Genomic DNA, 25,545 nt, shown 5'->3' on the forward strand with positions numbered 1-25,545 from the left:
CCCCCGGAAAATCGGGGGCATTAATTTGATTTGGTTATTTAATTGGATCTGCTTTTTGAAAAGTATCTTTCAAGATGTAGTATGATTTTTTTAGACGTTCATGATATCTAGGCTGATCCCATTTTTTCCAAGTATAAGAATAAAAATCATCCATTAAAAGTTTTCCATTTTTTTGTCTAACAGTTGAATAGGATAGTTCCTTATTTGATTCAGTTGGACGATAAGTAACAACAGCTACTTGAATTTTTTTTATATTTTTCTTGCTTTCTAATCCACCTTTCCACATATCCCCCATAATTTCACGTGTACTTGGATCTCTCACATTTAATAATTGCCAAGGGATACGGATTTCTAACACATGATCTTTCTTGTTGAGGGATACATCAGTTAAAGAGTTAAAATCTTTATTATATGGATTTCCATCTCCTAACATTAGTTTACCTGTTTCATAAGACTCCAAAGGTAAATTTAAAGATTTCCCGTTTAAATTTGGAATAACAAGTGGTCGATTTAATCCAAGCATGATTTTATGATAGATGCCATTATCTTTCATATTTACATTCGGTTCAATTGGCGCGTAATGTAAAAGATTGGCGTATTCATAATAAAATGGATCATAATAGCTATCCACAAGAACATGAGAATCATTAGGTCCATTTAAGTCAATTACAAAATCAATTCCACTTTCAGTTTTAACCGACTTGTTATTTGGAAGTTGATGCTGTCCTTGACCTGGAATAGTATCAAATAATAGCATAACTCCTGTTTTAGACCAATCAAAAGGTTGTTTAGTTTTTTCAAAATTTAAGAGGAAATTAATTGAGCGCTCGTCGCTAGACATTGACCAATCCTTTAATTTCCGTTCGTTGTCGTTTTGATCAAGAGAATTAATAAAATTAGCATTTTTCATATTTACTGATTTTATTTTATTTTTTTTCCAATCACTTGGATTCCCATCTACAGAAATGACATCTTTTGAAAGATTAGGATCAAATGATAATAAACCAAATTGCTGTTCACTCGTTTGTACATTTGACCAAAATGGTCGGCGTTCAGGATCATCTAATTGCATATTATTCCATGTTCGTTTAAACCATTCATCTTGCCATGAAAATACAATTCCTCCTGCCATTTGCTCCATTTGAATGTCTTCAAAAAGATTAGCATTAATTTGTCCTTGCTCAGTTTCATTATGAAACCCTTGATTCCATCCATAACGATTCCGATGAGTCATACCTCTAGATGAGGGTACGCCAAATTCTGAAATTAGAACTGGCATATTATGTACTTTCCTTAGAGCATGTAAATATCCAGCATAACTATTCTTCTTACCTCGGGAATCAGTATAATTCGTATAAGTTAGTTCATAATTTAAAAATTCCGGGTAATATGGGTATACATGATAGGAAGCAAAATACCCTGGATATAATGTTGACTTTGGTTTGACATGATTCGGATCTAATGAAACCATATCTTCTTTTTCCATCGGTTCATTTAGATGGTGAATTGGATCAGTAGTTACCCAATTTGCAAAGCTAATTGGACGCTGCCAAGCATATTTTTTTGTTTCATATTTCACGGTATTGTCTAATATACCTGCAAGCCAAGTTTCAAATGGAGTTGCATTGTTTGTTTGAAAGTAATGACCATTAAATTCAACATTAGCTTTATGCTTATCATTTGTTGTTTTCATCATATTTGGATCCCACTCTATACCTAAAATCCATCCAATAACGTATTTTGAAATATTTGAATGATATTTACCCGAAGCGTGACCTAATTTTTGAGGGATTTGTGCTTTCCCATGAATTACATCAACAGCTTGACGAATATCATGTTGAAACTCTTTTGTAAGGCTCTCGTTGTAAATATCCCCTAATGAATTCATCTTTTCCTCATTAATCCAAACACCGTGTATTAAATAGAGTGGGTGTTTAGTTTTTTGATTGTACTCAAATAGTGCATCATAAAATGCAGGAGGATGAAGGGTATATACTCGAATAACATTTGCGTGCATTTTTCCAATCGCTTTAAACCACCTTAAATATTCGGCTTTTGTTATAGCTGTTTCTCCTGGAAAGTGTCCTGGATTTGCAATTCCAAGATTTACACCTTTTAGTAGGAGATTGTGTGGAGTTTTTGTTTTATCAAAAAGTTGAAAATAATTTTTACCGATTTGAGCGGGAATTGTAATGTTATTTGTTTTATATGTGTAAGTGTTAACTTTCCTAATTACTTTACTAGTCTTTGTCTGATGGAACATTATAAATGCCACACCAATCATTAGACAAAGCATCAGTAAAATTATCATTTTTTTATTTTCCTTCATCATTAGATCCTCCAAAACATTAAAAACTTACTTATTTTAGTATGCTGTAAGGTAATTTCCTATATTCGTTAGGAGTGAATTAAGTTCATCTCCGTTAGAATGATTGAATAGTTCAAATTAAGAACAAAATTATTATTAAAAATAAACTATGTATTTTATTGCAAATGCTGGTTAAAAAAAGTAAAACGCGGTTAAATTAACGTTAAGAAAAGTAACTTAATTAAAAATCGTTATCTTTTTAATAATGAGAGGAAAAAATTATGAATAGTAATGATGGAATCAAACCTTCACGGAAATATGCTAATGGTACTGTACATGAGACTGCTAGCGGTAAATTTAAGGTATTAGATCGCTATTTAAAAGATGGTGTAATCATGATTAAACTTCAATGGTTAGAAAGCAATGTAATTGAAGTAAACAAAGAAGTAAATGTGTCTGCTTCGATTTATAAATTCCAAAAAAGCAGAGGAATGAATGAAGGTAGCGCTTTATCACAGCCAGTTGAAGTACAATTACTACATGATATCAAAACTAGTTTGGATCGTTTATTTGAAATTTTAGATCTAAGAACCGAGCTTTTGAATCATGCACTAGAAAAAATAGATGAAAATAGAAAGAAAATTGACGAGAATAGAGAAACTTTAAATAAACAACAAACAATGATTGAGGAACAAAATAAGAGAATAAACACAATCGTAGATAAATTAATTGAAAAGATGTAATAATTTACTTAAAGATGACGATTTTTTTGATTTATTTAGGAATATTTTGTTGGAGTTAAGAATGGTTTGTTTATGGTTAAATTTAAAAATATTAAACCGCAATTCGAAAATAGCCGAATTGCGGTTTTTGTTTTATATTTGGCCATTATTTGATATTGGAAATGATGTCTTAAATTACCAATAAAGATACCGTTGATTGTATGTTAATTCAAAGTTAATATTAGATAAAGTAAACTTGATTTTGGAGTTTATTTTAGTTTTTAACGTTTAGTTTGAAGTTCATAGAAGAGTATTTTAAAGTTCACTGATTAAAACCAACTAGATTAAGCGAGCGGGTGATAGACGTGATTGATATTCAAACTGAATATCCAATTGTAATGTTTATAGGAAGTGAAGAGAAATTTAATTATCAAAACTTTTGTGATGTAAATAACTATCAATATAAATTAGGTAAGCTCAATCAGAATATTTTAGGTTTGTTTGAAAAAATAGATTTATTTAATCCTGATGTACTAATTATTTTTATCGAAGAAATAATAAACGCATTTAATATAGAGAGCTTCCATCAATTGAGAGACTTTTGTGAAAGAAGATATATTTCAACAATTTGTATATGTAATACGACTGATCAAATGACGATGAGTGCACTAATGCCTGATGCAGTTCTTAGTGAATCAGTTGCTGGTAGTGAACTTCAAAAATATATTAACAAATTCGTTCAGCGTAGAAATCAAATACAGGAACAAGTTTTAATTGACACAATAAGTGGTGTTTACAATTTTAGATTTTTAAAAAATGAGGTAAAAAAACAATTAGAGGATTTAAAACGTAGCTACGAATCATTTTCGATGGTATACGTAAAAATTGACCAAAAACAAGACTATTCTTTGAATAATTTAACCGAAAAAAGTTTTATTCAATTTTTAAAAAGAAGTTTAAGATCGTCCGATTTGCTAGCACATTATAAGAATAAAGGATTTGTATTATTGCTACCAAAAACTGTTAAAGAAGATGGCATTAAATTAATGAATCGTTTATCACAATCATTTTCGGAGGTACCGATCTCTTTTGATAATCGAATTCACTATATGTCATTTAATTTTAATGTGTTTGAATTTCCTGATCCAAGTATAAGCGCTGACGAATGTTTAACACTACTCACTTCTAATGAAATGGATTCAATGAATCAATTTGATTCTTCTGCTAGTAAGAATGAAAATATGATTCGTAGGCTAAAAGTAGCGATAATCAATGAAGATCGCCTTATACGTGAGATGTTAAAACATCAATTGTCAGATTTAGGTGGAAAATTATATGACGTTGAAATAAAAGTGTTTGTAGATGGAGAAGAATTTTTAAATGATCCTTGGCACAAGCAGAATGAAAGATATCTATTAATAATCGACCGTATTTTACCTCAAATGGGCGGCTTTGAAATAATACGAAAAATGCGGACTAGCTACGATCGTAGAAAATATTTATGCTTAATGATTGGTAGTAAAAGCTCTGAGAATGACGTTGCAATCGCTTTACAAAGCGGAGCGAATGATTACTTGGAAAAACCGTTTAGCTTAAAAGAACTTCGTCTTCGTTTAAATCGTATGTTAGGAATTACTCCAAAATGAACATATTCATTATCTTTTATATAACAGGAATATTTTTTCTATTAATACTTTTTATTTATATTTATTTAGTTTTGAGGAAAATCATTAGACAACAAAAAAATAAGCAAAAAGAAGAATGGCTAAATAAAAATATCTTATCTATTGAAAATTATTTAATAAAAGGAAAATTATCTGCTTCGTTTCTTCCAAGAAAGGAAATTGAGTTTGAAGCGTTAGAAAATATATTCAGCAGTTTTATGAGTATTATCAAATTTGAAGAAGGATTTGATCCAATTAGGCCAATTGTAAATTTGTATTTTATCCCTAGATATAAATATAAACTTAAACATGGTAATTGGAGCGAACGGATTAATTCTTTATTATTTATCAATCAATTTAAAATAAAAATGATGCAAGACGATTTAATTCAACATTTATCAAATAAAAAATGCTCTGTTGAAGAAAAATTTAATATTTTTTTAATATTGGCGAGTTTTAAATATGAGAAATTAATGGAATTGTTAATAAGCCAGAAAAAAATACCCTCATTTTTACTTACTGAAATATTGTATCAACATGTTAATGAGGAGAATATTCAGGAATTGATAAAAAACTTTTATGATTTGCCAGAGGACTATAAAAACCCGATTTTAGATTTAATCCGAATTAAAAATTTGCGTTCTGAGAAAATTCATTTATTTCTTGAGAAATTAATTACATCAGAAAATATTGAATTAAAAATACGTTCATTAAAAACAATCGCATCCATTGGGTATATATCTACCCCGAGCATAATTATCCAACTTGTGGAGTCTAATGAAAATGGTGGACAACTTCAAGTTCCACTAAGTAATGAGGAAAATCTAATGATTGTACGATTAATGGGAAACATTCGCCAAGATTTATTTTTGCCTTATCTAATTCAGTTTATATCTGACAAAGCTTATATAGTAAGATCGGAAGCTGCAAAATCAATTAAAAAGTATAAGAATGGAAGTGTAATTCTTAATCAAATTATTGAAGAGCATACCGATGCATATGCAAGAAATATAGCAAAAGAATGGTTGGAGAGGACTGGGGATTATGATTAATTTATTTTTTTTAATTCTCAATAAAGTGATTATCATTTACGTGGTTGTCCTTTGTACAACTTATTTAATCTTATTTTTATTAGCATTTATTCGATTAAAGAGAGAAAAAGGTCTACATCAAATTGAACAATATAAAAGATTAAAAGAGTCTGCCTTTACAGCACCTCTATCAATACTTGTACCTGCATATAATGAGGAAGTAGGTGTAATTAATACGATCTTATCTTTAGTGACTGGAAGTGGCAGGTTAGATTACCCTGAATTTGAAGTAATCGTCATAAATGATGGTTCAAAAGATTCTACACTCCAAAAAACTATTGACCGATTTGAGATGAGATTGTTAAAAAACAAGGTATTTCATAAACATTATGGTATTGAGACCAAACCTATTAAGAATGTGTATCAATCTGCAATTTATCCTGTTCTATTTCTAATTGATAAAGAAAATGGTGGAAAAGCTGATGCATTAAATGCCGGAATAAATTTTAGTAAATATCCTTACTTTGCTTCTATTGATGGCGATACAATCCTTGATTCTGATTCATTCCTTAAAATTATGAAGCCAATTATTGAAAATACAGATAACGAAGTACTCGCTACTGGAGGAAATGTATTAATTGCAAATGGTAGTAAAACCTCGCTTGGCAAAGTAAATGAAATGCTTCTCTCTAAAAATCCACTTGTTGTGATGCAGGTTATCGAATATATGCGTGCTTTTCTTATAGGAAGAATTGGGCTTAGTAATAAGAATTTATTACTAATAATTTCAGGAGCATTTGGCGTATTTAAAAAGTCAAGGGTCATTCAAGTAGGAGGCTATTTAACGGATACAATTGGTGAGGATATGGAACTCGTTGTTCGTCTTCACCGGAAAAATATAGAAGAAAATTGGGGAGCAAAAATTGAGTACGTAGCTGATCCAGTTTGTTATACGGAAGCTCCAGATAGTATAAAATATTTAAAAAATCAAAGAACAAGATGGCACCGCGGTTTATTTGAGAGTTTGTGGGCTCATCGTAAAATGATTTTCAATAAAAATTATCGCTCAATTGGTTTTATTGCGATGCCATATTTTTTCTTTGTTGAATTTTTAGGCCCGATTATTGAGTTTTTTGGTTATGTGTCTTTAATAATAAACGTTACTTTACACAATATAAATATTTTATATTCATTTGCATTTTTATTTCTTATGATTATATACGGCTCATTTTTCTCAGTTAGTGCAGTACTACTAGAAGAATGGAGATTAGAAAAATATAAAAAGGTAAGTGAATTAAATCGTTTATTTTTCTATTCATTAACAGAAGCGATATGGTACCGCCCAATGCTAACATATTGGCGTGTAGTAGCAACAATCAGCATTTTCCTAGGACAAAAAAAAGGTTGGGGAGAAATGAAGAGAAAAGGTGTTTAACTTTATTAATCGATCAAAAAGACCGTTTAGCGGTCTTTTTTTTTGTTTGTTGAAAACTATCAAAAGTAAAAATATTAAGCCAGGTCATTATTTCTGCAATTTTATAAACTAAAAACTCAGAATGATAAATATAAATGAGTAATAGAGCATAAATAGAGTATAGCGGAGGAGTGAAGGATGACAAAAGGATTAAAGTTAATGGGGCTAGTCGCTCTCATTACGATTTTGAATGTGATTGTATTCTCTCCAGGTTTAATTGGAATCCAATTAATTAATGCGAGTGCATTTCAAACTGCATTTGGGGTATCGTTCATAATAGCGAATTTGTTAGTACTTCTATTTAATCTGTTTCAACTTTATTTCAAGCCTGTTAAAGAAAAGTCAATTAAGCAGCTAAAAACAAATGAAGATTTCGTTCTTGCTTTAAGTCGATATAAAAATAGTAAAGTACTAAAAGAAGATATTATTACTTCAATTGAGCAAATCGAACGAATGAAAAAGAAAAAAGGTGTATTTTATAACTTATTAACAGAGCGATTTTCTCCAACAGAAATTACATACAACAAGTTTGCATCTGTTGTGGACGAGGTTGAAACATTATTTTATTTAAGAATAAGAAACATCATAAACAAAATCAGTACTTTTGATGAATTTGATTATAAAAAAATAAAGGGGAAAGACGGATTACGATACTCTAAGTCATTAATTCAAGAGAAAACTAATCTTTATAATGAATATTTCAAATTCGTAAAAAGAGCAATTGAAATGAATGAAGAGATTCTTGTTAATATTGATAAATTAATTTTAGAAATTTCAAGACTAGATGAAATAGGAATCGATGATATTGAAAAAATGGAATGTATGAAAGAAATCGATACGTTAATTCAACAAACAAAATATTATAGGCAATGAATGAAAGGATGATGAAAATGAGGAAGTTTCTTTTTGCATCTATTGCAGTGATCGTTGTAGTTTTTCTTCTTGTCTATATTGGAATCAATATGACTTCAGGGAATAAAGTTGTGAAAATTACTGATAAAAATAAAAATCAGCAATTAGCTAAAATGATTTCAAAAATAAATATATCGAAAGCAAAACCAATTAAAGGTCAAATTGACTTAAGTACAGCTGATGTCGCAAGTGAACTCCCTGATATTTCTAAATTTCCTGTATCTGTAGACAATACGACTGATAGTTTTGTTGAAATTTTTTCATCTACTGAAAAATCAAGTGACGGGAAAAATGGTTGGTTAAACGAAGTTGCAAATGAGTTTAATGATGCAAAATTCAATCTAAATGGTCAGCAAGTATCTGTAAAAATTAGAAACATTGCATCTGGTACTGCAACAGATTTTATTAAATCTGGTAAATATGTTCCTGATGCCTTTACACCTTCAAATGAACTTTGGGGTCAAATGATTACAGCAAGTGGTGTTAAAACAGAAACGGTATCGTCGCGATTAGTTGGGAATGTTCCTGGAATTGTCATTTCACGGTCAAAATATAATGAGTTAATGAAAAAGTATAGTAAAGTCGATCCGAAAACCGTAATTGAAGCAATGACTAAAAATGAACTATCAATGGGATATACTGACCCATTTACGAGTTCAACTGGATTAAATTTTTTAGTAACGACTTTACATTCATTCGATTCAAATGATGTACTTAGTGATACTGCTGTAAAAGGGTTTGAAAGCTTTCAAGCAAATGTCCCGTTCACAGCTTCTACGACTTTACAAATGAGTGATGCAGCGGAATCGGGCGTTCTAGATGCCTTTGTCCTAGAATATCAAACCTTTGTTAATTCACCTGATTTAAAAAATAGTTACGAATTTATTCCATTTGGAGTGCGTCACGACAGTCCACTTTATGCATTAGGGAATTTACCAAAAGAGAAAATAGATATTTTGAAAAAATTTGCTGAATTTACTAGTCAAAATAACCTTCAAACACTTGCGAAACAAGATGGGTTTAATGGGTTGAACAATTACAAATCAGAGCTTAAAACGATTGATGGAAATACTTTAAGTGCTGCACAGAAACTTTGGAAAGGAAAGAAAAATACTTCAAATCCTATTGCTGCGGTTTTTGTAGCAGATGTTTCAGGTAGTATGGATGGTAAACCATTAAATGAGCTAAAAGAATCATTACTTAAAGGTCAAAAGTATTTAGGAAGAGACAATAGTATTGGCTTAATTTCATACTCTGCGGATGTTACGATCAATCTTCCAATTGCAAAATATGATGCAAATCAACAGTCAAAATTTGTTGGTTCAGTATCTAGCCTCGATGCAAGCGGAGATACAGCAACAAATGATGGAATCCTAGTTGCAATTAATATGCTGAAAGATGAAATGAAAAAAAATCCAAATGTAAGACCGCTCATTTTTGTCCTTACCGATGGCGAGACCAATCATGGGAATTCATTGAAGAATGTAAAAGGAATCATAAAAGCATATAAAATTCCAATTTATACGATTGGTTATAACGCTAATATTAAAGCGCTCGAAAGTATCTCAAATATTAACGAAGCTGCAAATATTAATGCAGATTCAGACGACGTAATCTATAAAATTCGTAATCTCTTTAATGTTCAACTTTAATTAGTAGGAGGATTTAAGAATGTCATTTTCTATGCAAGTTGTAAATGAAGAGGAAATTAAGGCGGTAATAGAAGAGCAAGTAAAGCCGGTACCTGAGGAATTAATCAAATTAAAGGCAACAGCGGATGCAAATGTAGCGATGATTATGGAGTTAGACACTGTTTCAAAGGAAACGTACGAAAAACGAAAGGAAATTCTTCAATCAATTGAATCATTTGGACTACAGACGATGAAATCTTCTTCAAATAAAAATTCGCTTCTAAAGGTTTCACTTGGTCAACTTGCTAAAAGTGGAGACGAAGGTGGGCAAGTTGCAAAAGGCTTAGCAGACCTTCAAGTTCAATTAAAGGATTTAGATCCAAGTGTCATTAATTTTGCAAAGTCTGGTTTTTTAGGTAAGTTATTTAATCCTATTCGTTCATATTTTCAGAGATTTGAAAAAGCAGATGTAGCAATCGCAGATATCGTAAAGTCTCTTGATAAAGGGAAAAATATTCTTGAAAATGATAACACGACATTAGAGCATGAACAACTATCACTTCGTATGCTTTCAAAAACGCTAGAAAAGGAAATCCAACTTGGAACATTAATGGATGAGTCAATTGAAAATCAAATTGAAAAAGCAAAAATCGAAGGGGAAGATCAAGAAAAAATTAAATTCATCTCAGAGGAAGTACTTTATCCGTTACGACAACGAGTCATGGACCTACAACAAATGTTAGTTGTCAATCACCAAGGAGATATGTCTTATGAGGTAGTGATTCGGAATAATCGTGAATTAATTCGAGGTGTGGAACGTGCAAAAACGGTAACGATTTCAGCACTAAATACAGCAGTAACTGTAGCAAGTGCTCTATATAATCAAAAAATTGTTTTACAAAAAATCACTGCTTTAAATCAAACAACAAATACTATTATTGAGGGTACTTCTCGATTATTAAAGGAGCAAGGCGTTGCAATCCAAAAGCAAGCAATGCAGTCAGCGGTATCTGTTGAAACACTAAAAACCTCTTTCACAAACGTCATATCCGCGTTTGAATCGATTAGTACATTTAAACAAGAAGCTTTGCCAAAAATGCGTCAAACAATCCTACAATTTCAAGAATTAGCCGAAGTTGGTTCTAGGCAGATTCAAAGACTTGAAAAAGGGGATCGAATCGGATTATAGAGGATACTGTAAAAAGATATGTAGTAAGTGACATATCTTTTTTCAATTAGCCTTTCTCTACCATTCACACTACATGTAATTAGTTCTATTTATGTACAACGATTAATAGGATTCTATAGTGGTAAAAAGGAGGGGGAAAGTGTGAAGCATTATAGAGTTATTGGGAAAAGTGTTCCTAAAAAAGAAAGCTGGGATAAGGTATCTGGGAGAGTTAAGTATATTGATGATGTTCAAGAAGTTGGTACACTACATGCAAAACTCGTAACGAGTACCCATGCTCATGCAATTTTAGGTGATATTGATACAAAGGAAGCGTGGAAGGTCAAAGGAGTACGTATGATCATTACTGGAAAGGACTATCCGCTGCTTTTAGGTACAACAATAAAAGATCGACCATTGCTTGCATTTGAAAAAGTACGTTACTATGGAGAGCCAATTGCTATGGTCATAGCAGATACGGAAGCTATTGCTATTAAAGCATCTACTCTAATCTGTGTTCAATACGAACCCCTTCCTGTCGTTAATTCACCTGAAGCTGCATATGAAAAGGATGCTCCCCTCGTACATGAAAATGTTGAACAATATTTAATTGATGAGTCATCTGGATTAACAGGTACCTCTGGAGGGATTCAGCCTATACCTGGTACAAATATAGCAAACATACAAGGAATCCGAAAAGGGAATATTGATCGGGGCTTTGCTAATTGTGACATTATTGTAGAAGAAGAATTTTCATTTAATCAATCTGATCATACAGCAATCGAAACGAGATGTGCGGATGTAGAAATTAAAAAGACCGGAGAGGTTATTATTCACTCTGCTTCACAAGAACCATTTGAAATGAAAGAATTAATTAGTGAAACATTCAATATTGAAGATGGGAAAGTACTTGTAAATATCCCGTTAGTCGGAGGTTCGTTTGGTGCTAAAACAAGTGTGCAATTAGAACCGCTAGCATATGTAGCCTCTAAGGCAGTTGGTGGAAGAAGAGTTAGGCTTCGTAATAGTCGTGAGGAAGATATTGTTACATCTCCAGTTCATATCGGATTACATGCAACGGTTAAGATGGGATGTACAAATGACGGTAAATTACAAGCTCTAAAACTCTTTTTTTTATTTGACGGTGGTGCTTATGCTGAAAGGTCTGTTCCTATTACGAAGGCAGCAGCATTTGACAGTACTGGACCATATAAAATAGATAACGTTTGGTGTGATTCATTATGTATGTATACAAATCATCCGTATGTAACTGATTTTCGTGGATTTGGACGTACAGAAGCTGCTTTTGGTGTAGAACGAACGATGGATATAATGGCAAAAAAACTCGGGATGGATCCTTTAGAATTTCGTCTATTAAATGCGATTCAGCCAGGTGATACATCACCTACGCAAGTACTTTTGAACAGAAGTAATCTAGGTGATATTAAGGAATGCTTGTTGCAGTTAAAGGAACTGATGAATTGGGATAAAGGACAACGTATTGAAATTTCAGATCGGTTTGTTCGTACAAAAGGAATTAGTTGTGCTTGGAAGAATGGGGATCCACCTCCTGGTGTTGGAGCGGGGACAATTTTAACTTTTAACAAAGATGGAAGTATTAATATAATTAGCGCTGCTGTAGAAATTGGGCAAGGTACTAAAACTGTTTTAACTCAAATGGTTGCTGAAAAAATGAATATGGACGAAGACGAAGTGTTTATTCAAATGGAAGTAAAGACCCAGGATTCTCCTGATAATTGGGAAACTGCTGCCAGTCGTACAACATACATGTCTGGAAATGCTGTGCTTAAAGCATGTGATGATGCCATTAGACAATTAAAAAGGACTGCATCAACTGTACTTAAAGTTCCAAAAGATGAATTAGATGTGGCTAATAAAAAAGTATTTAAAAGAACGGACCCAACTGTTTCAATCGATTTTTCTGAAATTGCGCTTGGATATATTTATCCAAATGGTAAAGTAGCTGGTAATCAAGTTGTTGGAAGAGGGACATATATGATACCAGGATTAACAGAAATGAATCCGGTTACTGGAAAAGGTGTTCAAGGACCTGAGTGGGGTGTGGTAGCACAAGGTGTAGAGGTTGAATTTGACAAAAGGGATAATACATTTAAGTTATTAAGAGCAGTAACTGTTTCAGATGCAGGTCAAATTTTAAATTATAAAGGCGCGGAGACACAAATAACAGGCGCGATGAATATGGGACTTAGCTTTGCGACGAGAGAAGGATTTATTTTTGATGACGAAGGGAAAGTCTTAACGACACAATTTCGTTCTTATAAAGTTATGCATTTTGGAGAGCAACCAGAGTATATCGTTCGATTCGTTGAAAACCCAGTAAAAGGTGCTCCATTTGGGGCCCGAGGTCTTGGAGAGCACGGGTTAATGGGTATGCCTTCAGCTGTCGCAAATAGTTTATCTCTTGCTGCTAATGTTTCACTACAAAAGTTGCCCCTAACTCCAGAGTTTATATGGAGATCAAGGCTAGAAGCTGGGGAGGTGCATTAATGCTCCACTTCAATTTTGATTATTATCGACCTTCTTCAATCAAAGAAGCAGTAGATTTATTTGTTAAACTCGATAAGAAAGGAAAGAAACCTATTTATTTTAGCGGTGGAACGGAGGTTACTACTTTAGGAAGATTAAATTTGATTCATACGAAGGCAGTAATCGATGTAAAAGGAATTCCTGAATGTAATGCCTTAGAAATTAAGGAGAATTCCGTGGTCGTTGGTGCAGCCCATACATTAACAAGAGTATTTGAATCAAAAATTTTCCCTCTACTTGGTGAGGCGTGTGTACGAATCGCTGATCGAACTTCGAGGAATCAAATTACTTTTGGTGGTAATCTTGCTAGTGACATCATCTATCGTGAAGCAATTCTTCCATTGCTACTTTCTAATAGTACATTAGTGATTGCAGGTTGTGATGGAGTTAAAGAGTACCCTGTAGAAGAAGTTTTTAATGAAAAATTACGCTTAAAGCGTGGAGAATTTTTAGTTCAAACCAAATCTGATGGAATGTATAGAAAGTTTCCTTTCTTTATAGATAAAAAAAGGAAAAGTGAAAAGGTTGATTATCCTCTTATTACACTTGAATTATTAAAAGTTAATCGCGCATACCGGTTAGCAATTAGTGGATTATGTGCGTATCCATTTCGTTCATATGAGATGGAGCAAGCTTTAAATAACACGAATTTATCAGTTGAGGAGCGGATTAATCAGGCCATTCTTGCAATACCAGCTCCGGTCATAAGTGATATACGAGGTTCTAGGGATTATCGTATTTTTGTCTTAAGGAACTTACTTCTAGATGGATTAGTTTATTTGGGAGGAGTTAGAGCATGATACAGAAATTGAATCTTGATATAAACGGAGAACAACGAACGGCGACGATTAGAATGGCTGATACGCTTTTAGATGTTTTAAGGGAAAAACTCGATCTAACAGGAGCAAAACGTGGCTGTGAAAACGGTGATTGCGGGGCTTGTACGGTTATAGCGGACGGTTTACCAGTAAAAACATGTATGATGTTAGCGGTTGATGCTGTTGGAAAGAAACTTACTACAATTGAAGGCTTACATGATGATCCAATGCAGCGTGCTTTTGTAGAAAAATGGGCTTTTCAATGCGGGTATTGTACTTCGGGTTTTATCCTAAACGCTCATGCACTCGTAACCGAGCATCCTGACGCAACTGAAGAGGTTATCGAAGAATGGCTTAGTTCAAATATATGTCGTTGCACTAGTTACCAGGAAATAAAAGAAGCCGTATTATCGGTTTTAAACGAACAACGGGGTAGACCAAGAAATAGACGCTAGTAAAATACATTTTTCTTAAAATATTGCTTGCTTTATTTGGTATTTAAAGAATAATGAACTAGGTTTCATATTATAAAAGATACTTGGTGAATCAAAAAAGCCTACGTTAAAAACGCAGGCTTTTACATTTTTTTAGAATTACAGTAAAAAAAGAAAGTTAGGTACTCTTTGGGTATTTAACATTTTTTGAAATAAATTGGAATCGTACCAATTGGCGTAATTTGGTACGGAATAGGGTTTAAAACGACTGGTACTGGTGGCAGATTGGCATAAACACTTTTTCGATTCTTATGACGAGAACCGCTAACACTTACTTTTGCATGTTCACTATTTGATTCATTTTTATGAATATTTCTCTTATCATTCCGACCAAATAAAAAATCATCAAACTTATTATAAGCCATGTTATCACTCCTAAATTCAAACTTTCGTATGTATACCTAATATATACAAATTTAGGATTAATGAATGGGCACGTTAGGAGTACATCTTTAATTGAATTAATTTTGATAAACAATTAATTTACGAAACGTTTAACCTCTTTAGTAATCTATTTAAAGTTGGGGGGATATACCCTCTAATAATCTTGGTTTTAGTGAACCACTCCCACCACTTAGCTAACGCTTGAAGTGATTCATCTCCCACCTACCGTTGGACTAAAGTCCTTCACACGCTTGAGGAAGGAGACTTCTTGCCTCATTATGTTAAATTGTAAAAATATGAATCACGCTATTATTTCGCTCTCATTCGTTTAAGATCTTCTTTTGGTGGAAAACCAAATAAACGAGAGTATTCTCTACTGAACTGGGATGGACTTTCGTACCCTACTCGGAATGCTACTTCTGCTGCATCTGAAGACTCGGACAGTAATAAAAGCCGTGCTTCCTGCAATCTTAAATGTTTCTGAAATTGTAGAGGGCTCATTGCAGTTACATCTTTAAAGTGTCTATGTAGGGAAGAAACACTCATATTTGCTATTTCTGCAAGTTCTTCAATTCGTAAAGACTTGTAAAAATTCGCTTTAATTTGTTCAATAACTTCCCTTATTCGATTAGTAGTGCTACCTTCGATGGCGATTTGTTGCAATATACTCCCATTCTGTCCACGTAATACTCTGTAGAGAATTTCTTTTATAAAAATAGGTGCAAGAATTGGAATATCTTCAGGCGAATCTAATAAACGGACCAATCTAATCACTGCATCTAGTATCGAACGCTCTAATTCATTGACATAAATCGCTCGTTTTGCATTTTCCTTTGAATTAGTGGAAATTTCAGTATCAGTTAAAATTTCTAAAATTTGATTTGGATTAAATTCAAGTTTTAAAGCTAGATATGGAGTGTTTGGTGTAGCTTCAATAACTTGGCCTGTAACAGGTAAATCAACGGATGCAACTAAAAAATTTCCAGGGCCATACTTAAAACGTTCATTTCCTAGTAATAATTCCTTTACACCAGAAACAACAATACATAAAGATGGCTTATAGACCCTGTATTTTGGATCAGTAATATTTGACTCTCGTATGAAAAATAACGAGTTAATGGAGGTCTCGTTAACACCTTCATGACTAGTATTGAGATCAATAATTTGGATTAGTTCGCTTAGATAAGAAACGTTAATTTCAGACATATAGTCCTCCTTGCTTTCTTTATATTAAGAGAAACATAAAAATTTTTCATAGAATATGTAAAAGTGAGAGGATTAGGCAATTATTTAGGAGGAATAGATTAACGAACTCTGCTTATTTTAATGCATACTTAAGTATAACAAACATAACTTCAAAACTATAATATTATCAAAATTTAAAACCCATAAAGGGAGAGATTCGTATGAAACTAATTGCTTTAGATTTGGATGGTACTACACTCAACTCAAATAAGATAATAAGTGAAGAAACGTTATACTCGATTAAAAAAGCTCAGGCAGCAGGGCATATCGTTATGATTTTATCCGGGCGTTCACCAAGTTCAGTATATGATGAACTTTTAAAGTATGGTTTAAATTGTCCAGTTGGAGGCCATAACGGTACGGCATTATATGTGAACGGAAAATTAATTGAACTAAATTCAATAGGGCTACCTCAAATACAAAAAATCGCCTTAGAAGTTGAGAACGAAGACTTACCGTACAATATTTCTACAAATAAGGGAATATTTGCCCCAAGTAATTGGGATAAACGATTTGAACAGGTTGTTTCATCTGGGCGAGTTCCTAAAGAATACTTTGGAAACAGACACTTCAAAATGTTTACTACATCTCCAAATGTATATGGGCATTCGTTTTTTAACAAAGTTCAAGAAATAATTGATAATGAGGATTATACGATTCAAAAGTTTCTTATTTTAACCCTTGATCCAAAACAAATGGAGCGACTTGAAAAAAAACTAAGATTCATAGATGAGACTTTTGTTACTAGTTCTTCTCCTTTTAATCTCGAGATTACACATATGAATGGAAATAAAGGGTATGGGTTAAAAGCAATGGCATCCTACTTTCATTTACCATTAGAAAATACAGTAGCTATTGGAGATGAAAAAAATGATCTACCGATGTTTAATATAGCCGGATTATCAATAGCCATGGGGAATGCTGAAGAAGAAGTAAAGCTCTCATGTGATCTTGTCACATTAAGTAATGATGAAAATGGTGTTGCATATGCATTCGAAAAATATATTTTTAATAAGTCGAATGTACTATAATAGTAAAGAAATCTTAATACATCTAAATAAGCAACGTTTTCCTTGGTTAAATTAGTGGTCATCTTAATTTATCCAAGGGTGTTTTTATTTGTCTATTTTATCTAATCAATTAAAATATAGAATGGTAAGGGGGAGTGAATATTGGTTAGAAGGATAAAAGATCTATTTGCCATTAAAGGGTATAGTTTATTTGTCATATGTTTATTATTTGTAGGAATCGGACTTTCAATTACAACTCCTTATTTATCACTGTATAGTACAATATATATAGGGATGAGTTCTGGAGCATTTGGTATCTTCATGGCAGTGATTTCATTAAGTGGTGTTTTAGTTAATACATTTATTGCTGAACGTTCTGATCGCGGGATTGACAGAAAATGGATTATTATGATTGCGATGATTTCATCGGCAATAGGTTATGCATCTTATTTAATATTTCATAACTACTTTTTATTATTAGTGTTCGTTGCTTTATTTAATGGATTAGGTGCCGCGGCCATGCCACAAATTTTTGCATCCGCACAGGAATCAGCAAATGCAAGTTTATCTAAGGATAAGACTTTAGCCTTATCAACTTTACGTTCGCTTGTTTCTTTAGGATTTTTAATTGGACCTTTAATAGGTACTTTAATTTTAAGAGCAAAAGGTTATCATGGACTTTTTTGGGGAACATCTAGCATTTATGTAATGATTACAATTCTAGTATTCTTCTTTTTAGAAAAGAGAAAGCCAGTTCAGAACAATATAAATAAGAAAAGTAAGACAAAAGTCACATCAGATAAACGAAAACAGCTTAGACTACCAGTCATTGCTTTTATCTTATTATTTGCAGTTAGTACGATTAATTGGATCAACACACCTCTTTTTATCGTCAATGAGTTACATGGTACTAATACTGACGTTGGATTAGTCGTAAGTATATGTGCAGGCTTGGAAATTCCAATCATGCTTGTGTTGGGAGTACTTTCTAAAAAAATCTCGAATCATGCATTGATGATTTACGGTTGCTTTATTGGTTTGCTCTATTATTTAATCTTAAGCATATCAACCCATACATGGGAGTTAATCGTTGCACAGTTACTACAGGCAACATACATCGCGATCGTTATGGGTAATGGGATAAGCTATTTTAACGACCTACTACCTGATTCACCCGGCTTTTCTGCGTCAATTTATGCGAATTGCTCGACGATCGGAAGTTTAGTAGGAAATTTAGGCGGAGGTCTGTTTGCACAATTAGCAGGGTTTCGAAATGTTTATTTACTTTGTATATTGTTTGTAATTTGTTCACTCTTTATATTATGGAAATCAAAAAACAATGTGGAAATGGAAATATCGACAAATCATAGTCAGTCTGTGTAGTTGATGAGTTCACAAAATAAATAAAAAATTGTTTATTAACTGCTTGCAAAAACGAGCTATTACTTGAACATACCCCTGTCAAGTAGACCGTAGTTTCAAAAGAGCTCAAAAAAAGCTAAGCACAGACCGTAGTTCGATATTCAATCGGACTGCGGTTTTCTAATTTAGCTTGAAACCTTTCGTTATTATAAAAATACATATATTCGTTTACAGCTTGAATTACTTCTTTTTTAGTTATAAAGTTATTTAAATACATTAGTTCAGATTTTAAGTGTCCAAAGAAGTTTTCAATACAAGCATTATCCAAACAGTTACCTTTCCTAGATATATTTGGTTGGGTATTTTTACTTCTTAAAAAAGTGTTGTAAGCACGAGAGGTATATTGATGTCCCTGATCACTATGAAGAAGGATTCCATTTACATCTGTATTTTTAGTGGCGGCTTTTACTGTATTTAAAACTATATAAATATTCGCCTCGAAAAATTATGTAAATCTATTCAATTATCAATTAGTAATTCAGTTAACGAGTTTAATGAATCTGATTTACACCGTATGTTTGATCGTTTTTATAAAGCAGATCAAACTCGAACAGGAAAAGGTACTGGCCTTGGTTTACCGATTGCTAAAAGTTTAATGGGAAAAATGAATGGAAATATTACTGCAGAGTATAAAGAGAATCGATTATATATGAAATGTGAATGGTTTTAGAGGTAGAGTGAAATTTAGGTAAAGATTAAGGTACAATATATATTAGATTAGAGGTTAAGTCCCATATGAAGGTGGATTTAATATCATAATAGTGAAATTGAATTGTATTTCATTAAGTTTCGTAGGAATATATTCTAGCTGGTATATTCTTTTCTAACTTTACGAACAAATCAGTTTTTAGATTGAAGAATCTGGATTTGGTCATTAAGTAAGTGGAAATTCATATGAACAAAAATTAAAATTGCTTTTAAAAAATACAGACTTTAAGCGTCTTAGAGGTAATCTTTGTCGCTATTTATTCACATTCTAAGTTCATATTCTATGATCTAATTTTAATATGAAATTAGAAAGCGAATTGATGCTATGCTTAAAAAGGTTAGTAAGTTTGAAAAAGGATTTCCCGATGGAGTTTATGTGGACCCAAGTGCTAAGAAAGAACCTGCATTAAATGGTAGAGCAAAGTTAAAATATTGTGAAGAAAAGGATAAGGAACCCGAAGATCTAACTGAAAAAGAAATCGAGCAGTTTCTTATTTATGAATGAAAAAGAATATCTTTATTTAGAAACTGTATAGTTTGAGCGGGGATTTCTATATATATTTTAAATAAAAAGTCCCTAATATAGGGTCTTTTTATTTTGTTCAAAATAAATCTATCTAAATCTATATCGAGTAGACCCAACTATTTTTCATCTTTTTTCTATTTTCAGTCAAAGTTTATCTATTATAAAAGGATATTTCGAATATAAAATTGAATATTTAAATGGGACTTTAAGCTTAAAAATTAATGAAAAGGATGATCTAATTTGACTTTAAATTTAACACTGATGAATAATCAAGATTTTCAGAGGTTCCTAGAAATAGCAACCGTGAATTTTGCGAATGATAAAGTGAAAAATGGAAGTTGGAAAGAAGAAACAGCTTTAGAACAATCTAAGGCAGCTTTTCAATCTTTATTGCCAGAAGGTATAAATACTGAAAATAACTATTTGAAAAACATCGTTTTAAATGAAGAAAAGATTGGTTATATCTGGTATTCTATTAACATAAAACAAGAGCCAAATTATGCTTATTTATATGAAATTCTAATTTATCCAGAATATAGAGGTCAGGGATTCGGTAAAGAATCGATGAGAATGTGTATAAAAGAAATTAATGAATTAGGAGTAGATGACGTATGCCTACACGTTTTTGGTCATAATCAAGGTGCATTGAATCTCTATCAACAACTTGGATTTGAGATTACTGATTATAACTTAAAGGTTAGTTCTTCTCGTTTTTAATAAATTTAAAAGAATAAATTAATAGTCTGAAAGGAGCTGATCATCATTCAGCTCCTTTTTTCAAATACATTTGTTGTATCGCAATTATTTTATCTGTTTGTCGAGATATTGAGCTAGAACATTCAATCCAGAATCTAAATCATTTAGTGAATGAGTAGAAGAAAGTGCAATACGTAAAAATTTTTCAGAAGAAGATTGTCCACTTAGAAAACGATCAGAATGAAACACACGTACACCTAGTTTTTTCAAATCCGCTTCTAAGTTTACCCCATTACTATGTCCATGAATAGAAAGCCAACGGTAAAAACTAAGCGGATGACCAAACTTATTTGCAGGGAAATAGGATGTATAAATTTTGTTTACAGTTTCAGCTAATTGTTTCTTTTGTTGAACGATTTCATGCGCTTTTCCTGATAATATCAATTCAGTAATTACTTCAACATCAAGAGATGATGTTTTTACGTTAAGATTAAAAATAGCTTTTAGAATTTTTTCACGTAATGTATCCCCAAAAACGATGTAAGCAACTCTCAATCCAGAACAGATGGACTTTGATGTGCCACAAATATATACGCTTTGTTCTGGAAGTAGGTTATACATAGGTTGTTTGTAATCAGAAATTACTCCCGCAGTTATAAATGCATGTATATCATCTTCGATTAAAATTAAACGATGCTTCCTTATTACGGAAGCTAATTCAATTTTTCGAAAGTCAGATATCATAATAGTGGTTGGGTTACTACACGAAGGCATTAGGAATATGCCATGTATATTTAATTGGCTACATTGCTTTTCAAGTTCGTCTGGCAACATGCCAAATTGGTCGGAATGAATAGGGATTAATTGAATGTGAAGCGTTTTTGCTAACTCTATAAAATTCGAAAAGGTGTAAAAGTCTGTTGCAATACGGTTACCTGGCTCAAATAAACTAGCTAAAGCTATGACCAAAGCGTTTTGAGTACCAGATACAATCGCTAAATTATCTTGAGCAGCTTTAATACCGAAAGCTTCCATCCAGTTTAGTGCAGCTGCCTTGTGATGTGGGATTCCGGTTGGATCATTGTAATTTAATAATTGATCTAAATAACTTTTACTGACTACTTTCTGGATTGCTTCAGTCACAATACTATTCGTTTGTTCAAAGGAAGCCACAAAGCCAAGATCAATACTATTTGCTGTTTTATCTGTTGAAATGGTGATTGAATGAGCTGCATTTGGAGCAACAAAAGTTCCACTTCCAGTAATCGCATAGATTAAACCTTTTATTTCACATATTTTGTAGGCCCTAGTGATTGTCGTAAAATTTAAGTCAAGAAAATCGGCTAATTCTCGCTGCGGTGGTAACTTTGTACCGGGTGCTAAAAAACCATTAGTAATATCTAGTTCAAGTTGTAGCGCAATGGAATTATAAAAAGGACGTTTTAGAGTCTTTTTATCGGGTTTCCAAGACATCGGATAATTATCAAATGAATTTACTGGCATGCTAGCATAGTTCACCTCTAATCTTTAATTCCATACAATTATATCATTTTTGTATGGAAATCTAAAAATACAAATTTATTCATAATTGAGCAGATAGTTGGTAAACACTCTTAAAGTTGTACTTGATTTAATTTTTAGAAAATTGTAATCCATACAATTATTTCATTTTTTGTATGGATTCTGTATGTTAAATTATAATAAATTTAACGATACAGGATGTGAAAGTATGAAAAAAGGAAACAAACTTTGGATGGCATTTCGCTCTGCTTTTCCACACACTATTCCCATTTTTGCAGGATTTTTATTTTTAGGTATCGCATATGGGATTTTTATGAATTCATTAGGATTTAGTGCCATTTATCCGATCCTGATGGGGCTAACAATTTTTGCAGGATCCATGGAATTTATTGCAGCAAACTTATTACTGATCAGCTTTAATCCACTTAACGCACTATTACTAACTTTAATGGTGAACGCGCGTCATTTGTTTTACGGAATCTCAATGTTAGATAAATATAAAGGAACTGGTAAGAAAAAAATCTACTTAATTTTCGGACTATGTGATGAGACTTTTTCGATAAATTATAGCGCTGATATACCAGATAACGTGGATAAGAATTGGTTTATGTTTTTTGTTACATTCCTTAATCATTTGTATTGGGTAATTGGCGCAGCAATAGGAGGGATTTTTGGATCACTTGTAAAATTCAATACTAAAGGGCTTGAATTCGTAATGACTGCCCTTTTTGTTGTTATATTCATTGAGCAGTGGAAAAAGGAGACAAAACACATAAGTGCAATAACAGGGGTTGGTCTTTCAACCATTTGTCTTATTATTTTTGGTGGAAATAACTTCATTATTCCTGCGATGCTTTCAATTCTTATTACACTTAGCGTGCTTAGAAAACCATCTAAACCATCTAAGAAAGTCGAGGTATCAGTATGACGATGAATGTAACACAGCAAATAATCACAGTATCAATGGTTGTTTTAGGTACAATGCTTACAAGATTTCTTCCATTTATCATTTTTCCACCGGGGAAAGCTACACCGAAGTATGTGCAGTATCTAGGTAAAGTTCTACCGTCTGCAGTAATTGGACTATTGGTCATCTATTGTTTTAAAAATGTAAATATACTTTCTGGTACACACGGTATTCCAGAGTTTATTTCAGTATTTGTTGTTGCGATTCTCCATTTATGGAAGAGAATGATGCTTCTTTCGATAGCAGGTGGTACGATTGTTTATATGATTCTTGTGCAATTAGTTTTTTAATAAAATCGAGGTGAAATAATGAAAAATTATAGATGGAGTAATGAGCAAATTAGAAACCAAGTAAATGTTCTTGATGGAGTAATTAATCCGCATATCGTCTTAAAAAATGCAACGTATTTAAATTCATATTTGAACCAATGGTTACATGCGAATATATGGGTTTATCAAGATCGGATTGTTTATGTTGGAGAAAATCTTCCGGAAAATTTAAATGAAGTTGAAGTGGTAGAGTGTGAAGGGCAATATTTAGTACCAGGATATATTGAACCTCATGCTCATCCCTATCAACTCTATAATCCTCTAACATTAGCAAAACATGCTGGACAATTCGGTACAACAACATTAATAAACGATAATTTAAAATTTTTCCTAGAATTGCCTAGTCATGCTGCTTTTGACTTATTGAATGATTTTAAAAATATACCATCAAGCATGTATTGGTGGTGCCGTTTCGACGCACAAACTGAATTACCGAATAATGATGAGCTATTTAATTCGAAAGATGTTTTGTCTTGGCTCGAAAATGAATTAGTTTTACAAGGTGGAGAACTAACTGCGTGGCCAAAGCTCCTAAATGGTGACGATCAGATGCTTACCTGGATACAGGAAACTAAAAAATTAAATAAGAAAGTCGAAGGGCATTTTCCTGGAGCTTCAGAACGCACTTTAGCTAAATTAATGTTACTAGGTGCAGATTGCGATCATGAAGCAATGACAGGAAAAGAAGTAATTTCGCGGTTAATGCAGGGCTATATGGTTTCATTAAGACATTCTTCGATACGACCTGATTTAGAAGTGCTTTTAAAGGAAATTAAAGAGCTCGGCATTCAAAAATTTGATCGTTTTTTCTTTACGACTGACGGTTCACATCCTTATTTTTATGAAAAAGGAATGACGGATGAATTAATAAAAATAGCAATCCGTCACGATATACCATTAATTGATGCATATAATATGGCAAGTTATAATGTAGCTTGTTATTATAATTTGGAACATTTACATGGTTCAATCGCCACAGGAAGAATCGCGAATATTAATCTTCTAGAAAGTAAAGAAAACCCAACACCTCGAAGTGTTTTAGCAAAAGGTCAATGGATCAAGAAAGAAGGGAACCCTAACAATCGATATTTGCCGATCGATTGGGAGAAATATCAATTCTCTAAACTAGATTTAAAGTGGACTTTACAAAAAGAGGATCTGAGTCTTTCAAACTCATATGGTATAAACTTGATAAATAATGTTATTACAAAACCATATGAAAGTACGATTGATGTAGAAAGTGATGAATTATCATACGAACATGATGAATGTTTTCTTTTAATGGTTGGAAGAGATGGTTCTTGGAGATTAAACTCGCTAGTGAAAGGATTTGCTAGGCATATGGGTGGATTTGCAAGTTCTTATTCTGGTACTGGAGATATTTTAATTTTAGGCAAAAGAAAATCAGATATGTTGAAAGCTTTTGAAAGAATGAAAGAAATAGGTGGTGGAATGGTACTCGTAGAAGAGAACAAAGTTGTTCACGAAATAGCTTTAGCTTTAAAAGGTAGCATGTCTGAATTAGAAATGGACAGTTTAATTCAAATTGAGAAAAAAATGATCGAATTGTTAAAAGAAAAAGGATATAAATACGATGATCCTGCTTTTACGCTATTATTCTTTTCTGCAACCCATTTACCATTTATTCGATTAACTCCGAGTGGATTATATGATGTGAAAAATAAAGAAATTCTAGTTTCTCCAACAAAAAGGGAAACTCCATACAAAATGAAATAAGTCAAAAATTCTCACAAAGATAATTGTCTTATACATATCAAAATTTAAGAATATAAAAATTGGAAACAAATTGTTAGTTCTTAACCTAAAAAATAAATCATAAATATTTTGCTGCATCAAAGGCATGAATCCGATCATTTATCTGATTCATGCCTTTTTGTTGAGGTTAATTGTCTAATACTAATTTCCAATGCGCCAAACTATTGAACT

Annotated in this window: 23 protein-coding genes; 18 read left to right on the plus strand and 5 right to left on the minus strand. The window is 32.4% G+C overall.

Annotated features, from left to right (window positions below):
- Nucleotides 1-34 precede the first annotated feature (34 nt).
- The gene (locus ACFVR2_RS06745) at nucleotides 35-2,329 is read right to left on the minus strand and encodes a glycoside hydrolase family 113 protein (RefSeq protein ID WP_387360042.1); all 2,295 of its coding nucleotides are present in this window, start codon (nucleotides 2,327-2,329) and stop codon (nucleotides 35-37) included.
- A 260-nt stretch (nucleotides 2,330-2,589) separates the two neighbouring features.
- Between ACFVR2_RS06745 and ACFVR2_RS06750 the strand changes: the two genes are divergently transcribed.
- From ACFVR2_RS06750 to ACFVR2_RS06795, 10 genes are all read left to right on the plus strand, one after another.
- The gene (locus tag ACFVR2_RS06750; RefSeq protein ID WP_387360044.1) at nucleotides 2,590-3,051 is read left to right on the plus strand and encodes a hypothetical protein; all 462 of its coding nucleotides are present in this window, start codon (nucleotides 2,590-2,592) and stop codon (nucleotides 3,049-3,051) included.
- 344 nt (nucleotides 3,052-3,395) lie between these two features.
- Nucleotides 3,396-4,676, plus strand: coding sequence for a GGDEF domain-containing response regulator (locus tag ACFVR2_RS06755; RefSeq protein WP_387360046.1), 1,281 nt, complete (start codon nucleotides 3,396-3,398; stop codon nucleotides 4,674-4,676).
- Nucleotides 4,673-5,746, plus strand: coding sequence for a hypothetical protein (locus tag ACFVR2_RS06760; RefSeq protein WP_387360048.1), 1,074 nt, complete (start codon nucleotides 4,673-4,675; stop codon nucleotides 5,744-5,746). Before ACFVR2_RS06755 ends, ACFVR2_RS06760 begins: the two co-directional genes overlap by 4 nt.
- Entirely contained in the window at nucleotides 5,739-7,160 is a 1,422-nt protein-coding gene (locus tag ACFVR2_RS06765; RefSeq protein WP_387360050.1) for a glycosyltransferase family 2 protein, read from the plus strand. Before ACFVR2_RS06760 ends, ACFVR2_RS06765 begins: the two co-directional genes overlap by 8 nt.
- Before the next feature lie 177 nt (nucleotides 7,161-7,337).
- Complete coding sequence (locus ACFVR2_RS06770; RefSeq protein WP_387360052.1) at nucleotides 7,338-8,072, plus strand: hypothetical protein; 735 nt, start codon at nucleotides 7,338-7,340, stop codon at nucleotides 8,070-8,072.
- Between the two features lie 8 nt (nucleotides 8,073-8,080).
- Entirely contained in the window at nucleotides 8,081-9,763 is a 1,683-nt protein-coding gene (locus ACFVR2_RS06775; protein WP_387360055.1) for a vWA domain-containing protein, read from the plus strand.
- A 19-nt stretch (nucleotides 9,764-9,782) separates the two neighbouring features.
- Entirely contained in the window at nucleotides 9,783-10,931 is a 1,149-nt protein-coding gene (locus ACFVR2_RS06780) for a toxic anion resistance protein (RefSeq protein WP_387360057.1), read from the plus strand.
- A gap of 141 nt (nucleotides 10,932-11,072) precedes the next feature.
- Nucleotides 11,073-13,439: a xanthine dehydrogenase family protein molybdopterin-binding subunit gene (locus ACFVR2_RS06785; protein ID WP_387360059.1), complete on the plus strand. Its 2,367-nt coding sequence runs from the start codon at nucleotides 11,073-11,075 to the stop codon at nucleotides 13,437-13,439.
- Nucleotides 13,439-14,278, plus strand: a complete 840-nt coding sequence (locus ACFVR2_RS06790) for an FAD binding domain-containing protein (protein ID WP_387360061.1) — start codon at nucleotides 13,439-13,441, stop codon at nucleotides 14,276-14,278. The genes ACFVR2_RS06785 and ACFVR2_RS06790 overlap by 1 nt, the downstream gene beginning before the upstream one ends.
- Nucleotides 14,275-14,751 (plus strand): (2Fe-2S)-binding protein, encoded by a 477-nt coding sequence (locus ACFVR2_RS06795; protein WP_097977088.1) that lies wholly within the window; start codon nucleotides 14,275-14,277, stop codon nucleotides 14,749-14,751. Before ACFVR2_RS06790 ends, ACFVR2_RS06795 begins: the two co-directional genes overlap by 4 nt.
- 176 nt (nucleotides 14,752-14,927) lie before the next feature.
- Here ACFVR2_RS06795 and ACFVR2_RS06800 read toward each other — a convergent pair whose 3' ends face one another.
- Both ACFVR2_RS06800 and ACFVR2_RS06805 read right to left on the minus strand, forming a co-directional pair.
- Complete coding sequence (locus ACFVR2_RS06800) at nucleotides 14,928-15,155, minus strand: hypothetical protein (protein WP_387360063.1); 228 nt, start codon at nucleotides 15,153-15,155, stop codon at nucleotides 14,928-14,930.
- A gap of 328 nt (nucleotides 15,156-15,483) precedes the next feature.
- On the minus strand, nucleotides 15,484-16,380 hold the full coding sequence (locus ACFVR2_RS06805) for an AraC family transcriptional regulator (RefSeq protein WP_387360065.1): 897 nt from the start codon (nucleotides 16,378-16,380) through the stop codon (nucleotides 15,484-15,486).
- Nucleotides 16,381-16,580: 200 nt separating this feature from the next.
- On the opposite strand from ACFVR2_RS06805, the gene ACFVR2_RS06810 reads away from it, so the two are divergent.
- Both ACFVR2_RS06810 and ACFVR2_RS06815 read left to right on the plus strand, forming a co-directional pair.
- Nucleotides 16,581-17,450 carry a Cof-type HAD-IIB family hydrolase gene (locus ACFVR2_RS06810; protein ID WP_387360067.1) on the plus strand — a complete coding sequence of 290 codons (870 nt, stop codon included), beginning with the start codon at nucleotides 16,581-16,583 and terminating at the stop codon, nucleotides 17,448-17,450.
- Between the two features lie 141 nt (nucleotides 17,451-17,591).
- Entirely contained in the window at nucleotides 17,592-18,812 is a 1,221-nt protein-coding gene (locus tag ACFVR2_RS06815) for a sugar efflux transporter (RefSeq protein ID WP_387360069.1), read from the plus strand.
- A gap of 115 nt (nucleotides 18,813-18,927) precedes the next feature.
- Here ACFVR2_RS06815 and ACFVR2_RS06820 read toward each other — a convergent pair whose 3' ends face one another.
- Nucleotides 18,928-19,281 (minus strand): IS3 family transposase, encoded by a 354-nt coding sequence (locus tag ACFVR2_RS06820; RefSeq protein WP_387360469.1) that lies wholly within the window; start codon nucleotides 19,279-19,281, stop codon nucleotides 18,928-18,930.
- On the opposite strand from ACFVR2_RS06820, the gene ACFVR2_RS06825 reads away from it, so the two are divergent.
- From ACFVR2_RS06825 to ACFVR2_RS06835, 3 genes are all read left to right on the plus strand, one after another.
- Complete coding sequence (locus ACFVR2_RS06825) at nucleotides 19,282-19,521, plus strand: ATP-binding protein (protein ID WP_387360472.1); 240 nt, start codon at nucleotides 19,282-19,284, stop codon at nucleotides 19,519-19,521.
- Between the two features lie 363 nt (nucleotides 19,522-19,884).
- Nucleotides 19,885-20,064: a hypothetical protein gene (locus ACFVR2_RS06830; RefSeq protein WP_387360071.1), complete on the plus strand. Its 180-nt coding sequence runs from the start codon at nucleotides 19,885-19,887 to the stop codon at nucleotides 20,062-20,064.
- A 261-nt stretch (nucleotides 20,065-20,325) separates the two neighbouring features.
- Complete coding sequence (locus tag ACFVR2_RS06835; protein WP_387360073.1) at nucleotides 20,326-20,802, plus strand: GNAT family N-acetyltransferase; 477 nt, start codon at nucleotides 20,326-20,328, stop codon at nucleotides 20,800-20,802.
- A gap of 84 nt (nucleotides 20,803-20,886) precedes the next feature.
- On the opposite strand, the gene ACFVR2_RS06840 is transcribed toward ACFVR2_RS06835, so the two are convergent.
- Nucleotides 20,887-22,284, minus strand: a complete 1,398-nt coding sequence (locus tag ACFVR2_RS06840) for an aminotransferase-like domain-containing protein (RefSeq protein WP_387360075.1) — start codon at nucleotides 22,282-22,284, stop codon at nucleotides 20,887-20,889.
- Nucleotides 22,285-22,510: 226 nt separating this feature from the next.
- On the opposite strand from ACFVR2_RS06840, the gene azlC reads away from it, so the two are divergent.
- Genes azlC through ACFVR2_RS06855 form a run of 3 tightly spaced genes read left to right on the plus strand, consistent with a single transcriptional unit; the run spans nucleotide 22,511 to nucleotide 25,335 of the window.
- Nucleotides 22,511-23,230 (plus strand): azaleucine resistance protein AzlC, encoded by a 720-nt coding sequence (azlC, locus tag ACFVR2_RS06845; RefSeq protein WP_387360077.1) that lies wholly within the window; start codon nucleotides 22,511-22,513, stop codon nucleotides 23,228-23,230.
- Entirely contained in the window at nucleotides 23,227-23,559 is a 333-nt protein-coding gene (locus ACFVR2_RS06850) for a branched-chain amino acid transporter permease (RefSeq protein ID WP_387360079.1), read from the plus strand. Before azlC ends, ACFVR2_RS06850 begins: the two co-directional genes overlap by 4 nt.
- A gap of 18 nt (nucleotides 23,560-23,577) precedes the next feature.
- Nucleotides 23,578-25,335, plus strand: coding sequence for an adenine deaminase C-terminal domain-containing protein (locus tag ACFVR2_RS06855; protein WP_387360081.1), 1,758 nt, complete (start codon nucleotides 23,578-23,580; stop codon nucleotides 25,333-25,335).
- The last annotated feature ends 210 nt before the right edge of the window (nucleotides 25,336-25,545 follow it).

Source organism: Gottfriedia sp. NPDC057991 (assembly GCF_042886615.1).
Classification (GTDB): Bacteria; Bacillota; Bacilli; order Bacillales; family Bacillaceae_G; genus Gottfriedia.

Excerpts from the sequence above, each read along its gene's own strand:
- ACFVR2_RS06745 (WP_387360042.1), bottom strand. The coding sequence starts at position 2,329 with ATGAAGGAAAATAAAAAAATGATAATTTTACTGATGCTTTGTCTAATG.
- ACFVR2_RS06750 (WP_387360044.1), top strand. The coding sequence starts at position 2,590 with ATGAATAGTAATGATGGAATCAAACCTTCACGGAAATATGCTAATGGT.
- ACFVR2_RS06760 (WP_387360048.1), top strand. The coding sequence starts at position 4,673 with ATGAACATATTCATTATCTTTTATATAACAGGAATATTTTTTCTATTA.
- ACFVR2_RS06765 (WP_387360050.1), top strand. The coding sequence starts at position 5,739 with ATGATTAATTTATTTTTTTTAATTCTCAATAAAGTGATTATCATTTAC.
- ACFVR2_RS06770 (WP_387360052.1), top strand. The coding sequence starts at position 7,338 with ATGACAAAAGGATTAAAGTTAATGGGGCTAGTCGCTCTCATTACGATT.
- ACFVR2_RS06775 (WP_387360055.1), top strand. The coding sequence starts at position 8,081 with ATGATGAAAATGAGGAAGTTTCTTTTTGCATCTATTGCAGTGATCGTT.
- ACFVR2_RS06780 (WP_387360057.1), top strand. The coding sequence starts at position 9,783 with ATGTCATTTTCTATGCAAGTTGTAAATGAAGAGGAAATTAAGGCGGTA.
- ACFVR2_RS06790 (WP_387360061.1), top strand. The coding sequence starts at position 13,439 with ATGCTCCACTTCAATTTTGATTATTATCGACCTTCTTCAATCAAAGAA.
- ACFVR2_RS06795 (WP_097977088.1), top strand. The coding sequence starts at position 14,275 with ATGATACAGAAATTGAATCTTGATATAAACGGAGAACAACGAACGGCG.
- ACFVR2_RS06800 (WP_387360063.1), bottom strand. The coding sequence starts at position 15,155 with ATGGCTTATAATAAGTTTGATGATTTTTTATTTGGTCGGAATGATAAG.
- ACFVR2_RS06805 (WP_387360065.1), bottom strand. The coding sequence starts at position 16,380 with ATGTCTGAAATTAACGTTTCTTATCTAAGCGAACTAATCCAAATTATT.
- ACFVR2_RS06810 (WP_387360067.1), top strand. The coding sequence starts at position 16,581 with ATGAAACTAATTGCTTTAGATTTGGATGGTACTACACTCAACTCAAAT.
- ACFVR2_RS06830 (WP_387360071.1), top strand. The coding sequence starts at position 19,885 with ATGCTTAAAAAGGTTAGTAAGTTTGAAAAAGGATTTCCCGATGGAGTT.
- ACFVR2_RS06840 (WP_387360075.1), bottom strand. The coding sequence starts at position 22,284 with ATGCCAGTAAATTCATTTGATAATTATCCGATGTCTTGGAAACCCGAT.
- azlC (WP_387360077.1), top strand. The coding sequence starts at position 22,511 with ATGAAAAAAGGAAACAAACTTTGGATGGCATTTCGCTCTGCTTTTCCA.
- ACFVR2_RS06850 (WP_387360079.1), top strand. The coding sequence starts at position 23,227 with ATGACGATGAATGTAACACAGCAAATAATCACAGTATCAATGGTTGTT.
- ACFVR2_RS06855 (WP_387360081.1), top strand. The coding sequence starts at position 23,578 with ATGAAAAATTATAGATGGAGTAATGAGCAAATTAGAAACCAAGTAAAT.